General features: G+C 45.0%; 1 pseudogene. It reads right to left on the bottom strand.

Annotation, left to right across the window (positions count from 1 at the left end):
- Positions 1-57: 57 nt before the first annotated feature.
- Positions 58-342: pseudogene (locus FTW16_RS03030) on the bottom strand (hypothetical protein); the annotation flags it as partial.

Below are 342 nucleotides of genomic sequence, written 5' to 3' on the forward strand. Positions count from 1 at the left end.
AAGGAAGGGAAAGTAACCTATAGGTTGAACGGGTAACCTATAGGTTAAAAAGGTCGATTAACGGTAGTTTAAATTGAGCTTAGAGCCGGACTGACAGTTAAACGCTTTGTGCTCGATGTTGCCGATACAATCACTAATCAATAAGTATTCGGCTATCGGTTTACCAATGCGTTCTTTATTGACCTTGGCAGACTTTAGCCCCGCCACGATATTCACATCCAACCCGCGTTTATCCGCTATCCAGTGAGCATCACTCATTGAGTTAACCGCGCCCACCCACCAAACGCTTGATTGTTCAGTAACGGTTTTTGGTACCTCTTGCCCTCGTTGAAACACCGTATG

The sequence above is a fragment of the Vibrio sp. T20 genome (assembly GCF_007858795.1).
Taxonomy (GTDB): Bacteria; Pseudomonadota; Gammaproteobacteria; order Enterobacterales; family Vibrionaceae; genus Vibrio; species Vibrio satsumensis.